The organism is Enterococcus sp. C65 (genome assembly GCF_040887165.1).
GTDB classification, from domain to species: domain Bacteria; phylum Bacillota; class Bacilli; order Lactobacillales; family Enterococcaceae; genus Enterococcus_B; species Enterococcus_B hirae.
Window position 1 is genome coordinate 1 of the sequence record NZ_JBFOFG010000043.1, and the last position, 262, is coordinate 262.

The window sequence follows — 262 nt, forward strand, 5'->3', positions numbered from 1 at the left end:
GGGTCTACCTTTTTGTTCGCTTTAAGTCCCAATGCTGTGTCCATTGCCTCACATAACAATATCATGTTTTCAGTCTGTACTTGATCTATAGTCTTCCCATTTATTTTAGTGTCTGTCTTATTTTCTTGTAATTTATTGGGTTGCTGTTTCAGGCTTTCGCTGATCATATCTCGAAGTGTTTTTTCATCTTCTCTTCTCATGCCAAGAGCTTCAGGAACTTTTTTCATATAATTTTGATCAAGTACACTATTCTCAATGGTAA

Annotated in this window: 1 pseudogene; it reads right to left on the reverse strand. The window is 35.5% G+C overall.

Annotated elements, in window-relative coordinates:
* Positions 1–262 (reverse strand): annotated as a pseudogene (locus tag AB3I12_RS13475) (hypothetical protein); the annotation flags it as partial.